Below are 7,048 nucleotides of genomic sequence, written 5' to 3'. Positions count from 1 at the left end.
TAGGGCATACCGGAACCTTTGGGCTAGATCCAATAAACGCTTGGGGAGAGAATACCTCTACTTTTTCAGAAGCAATTCTGTCTTTCGCAAGTAATCTCTGTGAACCAAGAATCCCCGTCTCTTTAGAGCGGGGAGTGTCAAATATCGAGTTCCAAACCGACCCTAAAGAAGATATTCCCTATAGAATGCTAGATTATGCCACCAGACTCTATCGACGCTATCCCCGCAAACCTATCCATCAAGTGGTTATTTATCTGAGGAAAAGTGACTCCCCCACAGTCCGACAAAATGATTATAAACAAGGGAAAACCTCTCATCAATTTGAAGTGATTAGACTCTGGGAACAACCCTCGGAACCCTTATTAAAGGCCCCCGGACTGTTTCCTTTTGCCATACTCGCTCAAGCTGAGAAACAAGAAAACTTACTGCGGCAAATTGCCCAAGAAATCGAGCAAATCAGCGATAGTCGAGAACAAAGTAATCTGGCTGCATCTACCGCTATTCTAGCCGGGTTAGTATTAGAGAAAGACATCATTCAACGATTATTGAGGAAAGACATCATGAAAGAATCAGTTATCTATCAAGAAATCTGGTCTGAGGGTTTACAAGAGGGACGACAAGAAGGAGAAGCTAACCTAGTTTTACGTCAATTAAATCGGCGGATAGGGGACATTTCTCCCGAATTATTGCCCAATATCCGCAGTCTTGACCTAGAACAGTTAGAAAACTTGGGAGAAGCTTTGTTAGATTTTCAGTCACTACAGGATTTAGAACAATGGCTGGAAAATTGCCGAGCAAGTTAGTACGAATAAACTAAATGCGGTCTATCCATTCCCACTGAAGCAGGAAGCTCTCAACCACCTTGAGAGTAGTTCACACTTTAATCTATTCCGCGGTAGAGATCGGCGATCGCTAACTCTAGGTTAATACTTTGCAGGATCACCCGATCGCCTGTCTCGTAAATAGTCGTTTCCCATGTCCCCAGAGAATTACGACGACGGCATTCCACGCGCTGGATTTCTTGGGAAATTAATACATATTCTTCTAACGTTTCTATCTGTTGATAATCTTGGAATTTTTCGCCCTTGTCAAAAGCGGCCGTACTGGGGGAAAGCACTTCCGCGATCAGTTTCGGATAGCGTTTCAGATAACGATCTTGGCGATCGCGAGGATCGCAGGTAACAAAAGCATCGGGATAGTAATAAAACTGATCTTGATAGTTAACCTTGACATTACCCGAGTAAAACCGACAGTCTGTAGAGTCGCCGAAATGCAGGTTAACCAGAGCGAGTAGATTAAGGGCAATGCGATCGTGATTATCCGTACCGCCGGCCATCGCATAAACCAAACCACGTCGGTATTCATGACGGATCTGACTCTGGCGCTCGATAGCGAGATATTCTTGGGGACTGATGTAGTTGGGAACTGCGATCATAATCTCTAGGGGAAAGCCTAGTATTAATCATAGTACGAGAATGGCTTTGGCTCTCTTATTCTTTGTGTGATCAGTTTAACTTACATAGCGATCTATCTTTGTGTTCTTCGTGTCTTTGTGGTTCCTGACCCAGAGAGCCGATAAACCAGCGCAAGAGGGCAAAATCTTGATAAACTGAGGGGATAACTATCCTGGACTATTCCCATGACCACTCACTTTATTAGTGCCGAAATCGACCTACAGGAAACCCCGCAACAACTGCAGCAAGAAATCGAAAAAGAATTAGCCAAACGCGGTGAACCCTTGCGTTGGGCAATAACAGAAGTGGATACCGAGAATAATCAGGTAAAAGTCGAAGCGATTGTCACCACTGCCTCGTGAATTCTCGTCCCTATACCGCCGTACTAATTATTCCCACCGGCATCGGGGCAGCGATTGGCGGTTATGCTGGGGATGGCATTCCCGTGGCCAAAGCGATCGCCCAAGTTTGCGATCGCCTAATTACCCATCCCAATGTCCTCAACGGCGCACAACTGTACTGGCCTCTAGCCAACACCTATTATGTGGAGGGTTACGCTTTAGATCGTTTTGCCCGGGGGGATTGGGGGTTAAGTCCCGTCCATCAAAATCGCATCGGGTTACTATTCGATCGCGCCATTGAATTTGACCTCTTGCAAAGACACCTTCAGGCTGCCGATGCTGTCCGGGCTACCCTAGGCTTAGATCTCACCGATTACGTTATCACCGATGCCCCCTTAAATGTGCAGTTGCGAGAGGCAGCCTCTGGGGCCAGTTGGGGAACAATTGGCAATCCCGACAGCTTGCTGCGGGGGGCAGAAAAACTGATTAACCAGGGCCAGGCAGAAGCGATCGCCATTGTTGCCCGTTTTCCCGACGATCCCGATAGCATTGCCCTGGCTAATTATCGCCATGGTCAGGGGGTGGATCCCCTTGCTGGGGCCGAAGCGGTGATTTCCCATCTAGTAGTCCGACAATTCCAAATACCGGCAGCCCACGCTCCCGCTTTAAGTCCGCTGCCCCTCGATCCGCAACTTTCCCCCAAGGCCGCAGCCGAAGAAATCGGTTATACTTTTTTACCCTGCGTTTTGGTGGGTTTAAGTCGCGCCCCCCAATTGGTCAAGCAGCCCAGTCCCGATGCTATTTGGAGCCGGGAGGTGGACGCGCTGATCGTTCCCGCCAGTGCCTGCGGCTCTAGCACAGTTTTGGGTTTTTGTCAAGAAAAAACTGTACTGATTGCCGTACAGGAAAATAGTACAAGAATGAAGGTGGCCCCGGAACCTCTAGGGGTGAAAGCAATTAGGGTACACTCATATACAGAGGCGATCGGTGCGATCGTTTGTCAACGGGCCGGGGTTAGCCTAGCATCTCTTCGCCCTAATTTAAACTCTTTACGCTGTTTATCCGAGAATCCGTGACTAATTCCCCTAATTCCGAATTTGATCCCCTGACACGCACACAAGTCCTCACCATTATGGCGGTAACGGCGATTATCTTGCTGGTAGTCGCCAAAGTTTGGCAATATTTCGGTGCGATCGCTATTCCCGCCATTCGCTTGACTCTCCCGGATTTCCTGTTCGGATTAGCCTTAGCGGGGGCAATTAGTGGAATTAGTGGGCTTCTATATCGTTTTTGGTCTAGTTATCGCCATAGTGCTAACGCTTACTTAGAATTAGTCATTAAACCTTTAGCTTGGCCCGATTTAATTTGGATTGGATTACTGCCGGGGTTAAGTGAAGAATTATTATTTCGCGGGGTGATTTTGCCGGCTTTGGGCTTAAATATCTTTGGTTTAACCGTTTCTAGTCTGATTTTTGGTATCCTCCATTTTAGCGGTTCCCAACAATGGCCCTATGTTATCTGGGCAACTGTTGTCGGTTTTGCCCTCGGTTATACCGTCATCATCACCGGTAATTTATTAATCCCGATCCTCGCTCATATTATCACCAATCTCCTCGCTAGTTTTCTCTGGAAATTACAGCAGAGTAATCAGTAATCAGTTATCAGTTATCAGTTATCAGTTATCAGTGGGGAAGTTATCAGTGATCAGTAATCAGTAATCAGTAATCAGTAATCAGTGATCAGTAATCAGTAATCAGTAATCAGTGATCAGTAATCAGTGATCAGTAATCAGTAATCAGTAATCAGTGATCAGTAATCAGTAATCAGTGATCAGTAATCAGTGATCAGTAATCAGTAATCAGTAATCAGTGATCAGTAATCAGTAATCAGTAATCAGTTATCAGTGGGGAAGTTATCAGTAATCAGTAATCAGTAATCAGTGACTACTCCCTACTCCTGTCTCCTATAAAAAATATGGAAGTACAATTTCGCGAATTTAATCCTTTTGATGTCTGGTTTTGGCTGGAATTTTCGACGGTTCCCTCGAATATGGAACAGCAATATGTAGAAGAAGTTTTTGCCTCTTGGTTTTATTTGGGTAAATTAGGGGCTTTCAATGCGGAAAACCTACAGGTACAGGAGGTGGGAGTCGATATTAGTTATATGGAATACGATCCAGATATGGCCGAAAATGCCTTTATGTCACCGATGCACAATATGACCGATTTTGAATACTTAGGTACTTGGGGACGTTGTTGGTTTGACCTTGGTACTAGCGATCTTATTGCTTTAGATATTTTAATCAATGCCTTGACCCAATTAAGTAAGGATTTTGTCGATATTAAACGTTTAATTATCGGTGGAGAAAATCAAGATTGGCCAATTAGCGATCGCAGCAATTATCTCTTTAGCGAATAATTAGGGTTTACTGAAAAAGTTTCTTGGTGGAGTCAGAAGTCAGTAATCAGTAATCAGTAATCAGTAATCAGGAGATTATTTTTATTTATTTTCCCATCTCCCCACACCCCACACCCCAGTTAAAAACATCTATGCTTAATCTCATCTCCCTTCCAGAAATTCCCGCCGCTGCTTGGAAACGTCCTCTGGGCAAAGGTTGGGAAAAACCCTACAGCGTCCGCTATGCCAGCAATTTAGATGATGGTCCTTGGCATGGGATGCCCCTGGGAGGATTTGGGGCCGGTTGCATCGGACGTTCCCCCAAAGGTGACTTTAACCTCTGGCATCTGGACGGCGGTGAACACAGTTTTAATAGCCTTGCAGCCTGTCAATTTAGCATTTTTGAACAAACAGAAGACGGAAGCGCCCAAGCCTACGCTATGGCGACGGAAAGCCCGATGGATGGAACATTATCGCGCTGGTCGTGGTATCCAGCCGAAAAGGGAACCTATGGGTCCCTTTATCCCCGCAGTTGGTACGAGTACAAAGATGTTTTTCAGACTCAATTAATTTGCGAACAATTCTCACCGGTTTGGGCGCATAATTATCAAGAAAGTAGTTATCCTATTGCCCTATTTGAATGGACGGCTCATAATCCCACCGATAAACCGATTACTATTAGTATTATGCTGACTTGGCAAAATACAATCGGTTGGTTTACTAACGCGATTAAATCCCCAGTGGTTAAGGTGAGAGATGATGGTAGTCCCGTCTATGAATATCAATCAAAATGGGGGGAAAGTGAGGGTAATTATAATCAATGGATTGTCGATAATTTCCGCGTTGGCTGTCTAATGCGTCGGGATTACGAAAACCCCGGGGAAGGGGATGGACAGATGGCGATTGCTAGTATTACTAATCCGAGTCTAGAGGTATTTTATCTGGGTAAATGGAACCCTGCGGGCGATGGGGGCGAAGTTTGGGACTATTTCGCCATGAATGGCTCTTTACCGGATATTGAGGACGAAACCCCCGCCCAAAAAGGGGAAGAAACGGCCACGGCCATGGCGATTCGTTTTAGCATTCGTCCGGGGAAAACTCGCAAAATTCCTTTTATTTTAGCTTGGGATTTACCAGTCACCGAATTTGCTCAAGGAATTAACTATTATCGTCGTTATACGGACTTTTTCGGTCGCAATGGTCAAAATGCTTGGGCGATGGTACGCACGGCTTTAAAACACGGCGATACATGGCGAGAAAATATTATTAACTGGCAAAAACCGATCCTAGAACGCACCGATCTGGCCGATTGGTTTAAAATGGCTTTATTTAATGAATTATACCTGTTAACGGACGGCGGCACTCTCTGGACGGCAGCCACGGAACAGGATGCGATCGGTCAATTCGGAGTGTTAGAATGTATTGATTATCGTTGGTATGAAAGTCTCGATGTGCGTCTCTATGGTTCCTTTGGGTTATTGATGTTATGGCCGCGCTTAGAAAAGGCTGTGATGGAAGCTTTTGCCAGGGCAATTCCCACCCACGACGACACTCCTCGGATTATCGGTTATAACCAAGCTAGTGCCATTCGTAAGGCCAAAAATGCCACTCCCCACGATTTAGGCGCGCCCAATGAACACCCTTGGCAAAAGAGTAATTACACCAGTTATCAAGATTGTAATCTCTGGAAAGATTTAGGCAGTGATTTTGTTTTATTAGTCTATCGGGATTATTTATTAACCGGTTCAAAAGATGAGGATTTTCTGCGAGAATGTTGGCCGTCTATCGTCCTAACTTTGCAATATTTAAAAACTTTTGACCTTGATAACGATGGCATCCCCGAAAATTCTGGCGCGCCAGACCAAACCTTTGATGATTGGCGTTTACAGGGAATTAGTGCCTATTGCGGTGGTTTGTGGATAGCGGCGCTAGAAGCGGCGATTAAAGTTGGTGCAATTCTTGGGGAAGATACGGCAATTTTTGCCAGTTGGTTACAACAATCTCGCGCTATTTATCATCAGACTCTCTGGAATGGAGAATATTATAATTTAGATAGTGGTAGTGGTTCTGATGTGGTGATGACTGACCAATTATGCGGTCAATTTTATGCCCGTTTATTGGCTTTACCGGATGTGGTAGAAAATCAATACACGCAATCAGCTTTAAGTAAGATTTATCAGGCTTGTTTTCTCAAGTTTCATGGGGGAAAATTTGGGGCGGCAAATGGGTTAAAACCCGATGGTACTCCCGAAAATCCCGAGGCAACTCATCCCTTAGAAGTTTGGGTAGGAATTAATTTTGGGTTGGTGGCTTTTTTGATGCAAATGGGAATGGAAAAGCAAGGATGGCAAATTACAGAAGCGGTGGTGAAACAAGTCTATGAAAATGGCTTACAATTTCGCACTCCAGAAGCGATTACATCGGTGGGAACTTTCCGCGCCTGTCATTATTTACGCGCCATGGCTATCTGGGCCATCTATGGGGTTTTGACGGAATTTCAGGGATAAATTTTCGGAGCTTTGGAGCGAGCCAGTTCTCGTCAATGGCTAAATTGTTATATTTAATTACAAACACTTACTTAACATCACTTTTATCGAAAAAATCGGGTCGAAAACCTCGCCTTAAGGCGAAAAGTTTTGGGAGCGGGGCATAAATCCCCGTTACAAAAACTGCCTCCTGCCCTCTCCTCCTGCCTTCGTTATCTAAGTTTACCGTGGGAGCATCTCACTTATGCAATGAGTATTAATACTTATAGATGTCAACAACTAGAAAATCTTCAACTTGATCACAAAGAGAAATGAGATTATAATAGTTATAACTGACAATTCAGAATATATCTCGATGGGAGGAATAATT

The 7,048-nt window shown here is 44.8% G+C and carries 7 protein-coding genes; 6 read left to right on the top strand and 1 reads right to left on the bottom strand.

All coding sequences use genetic code 11. From position 1 onward, the window contains the following. Positions 1-32 precede the first annotated feature (32 nt). Positions 33-803, top strand: a complete 771-nt coding sequence (locus IM479_RS16150) for a DUF4351 domain-containing protein (RefSeq protein ID WP_287687526.1) — start codon at positions 33-35, stop codon at positions 801-803. Positions 804-880: 77 nt separating this feature from the next. Here IM479_RS16150 and IM479_RS16145 read toward each other — a convergent pair whose 3' ends face one another. Continuing rightward, complete coding sequence (locus tag IM479_RS16145) at positions 881-1,435, bottom strand: Uma2 family endonuclease (protein WP_287687525.1); 555 nt, start codon at positions 1,433-1,435, stop codon at positions 881-883. 204 nt (positions 1,436-1,639) lie between these two features. Here IM479_RS16145 and IM479_RS16140 point away from each other — a divergent pair, with 204 nt between their 5' ends. The 5 genes from IM479_RS16140 (at position 1,640) to IM479_RS16120 (ending at position 6,699) form a co-directional block, all read left to right on the top strand. Continuing rightward, positions 1,640-1,816 carry a DUF8621 family protein gene (locus tag IM479_RS16140; protein ID WP_002734354.1) on the top strand — a complete coding sequence of 59 codons (177 nt, stop codon included), beginning with the start codon at positions 1,640-1,642 and terminating at the stop codon, positions 1,814-1,816. Further along, entirely contained in the window at positions 1,813-2,871 is a 1,059-nt protein-coding gene (locus IM479_RS16135) for a DUF3326 domain-containing protein (RefSeq protein ID WP_287687523.1), read from the top strand. Before IM479_RS16140 ends, IM479_RS16135 begins: the two co-directional genes overlap by 4 nt. Further along, positions 2,868-3,449: a CPBP family intramembrane glutamic endopeptidase gene (locus IM479_RS16130; RefSeq protein WP_286824554.1), complete on the top strand. Its 582-nt coding sequence runs from the start codon at positions 2,868-2,870 to the stop codon at positions 3,447-3,449. The genes IM479_RS16135 and IM479_RS16130 overlap by 4 nt, the downstream gene beginning before the upstream one ends. Before the next feature lie 320 nt (positions 3,450-3,769). Beyond that, a complete protein-coding gene (locus IM479_RS16125) occupies positions 3,770-4,213 on the top strand; it encodes a DUF3531 family protein (RefSeq protein ID WP_079206944.1) in 444 nt (147 codons plus the stop codon). A 131-nt stretch (positions 4,214-4,344) separates the two neighbouring features. Next, positions 4,345-6,699, top strand: coding sequence for a GH116 family glycosyl hydrolase (locus tag IM479_RS16120; protein ID WP_287687522.1), 2,355 nt, complete (start codon positions 4,345-4,347; stop codon positions 6,697-6,699). Positions 6,700-7,048 lie beyond the last annotated feature (349 nt).

The sequence above is a fragment of the Microcystis sp. M165S2 genome (assembly GCF_020245885.1).
GTDB lineage: Bacteria > Cyanobacteriota > Cyanobacteriia > Cyanobacteriales > Microcystaceae > Microcystis.
This window is presented reverse-complemented; position numbering and strand designations above follow the sequence as displayed.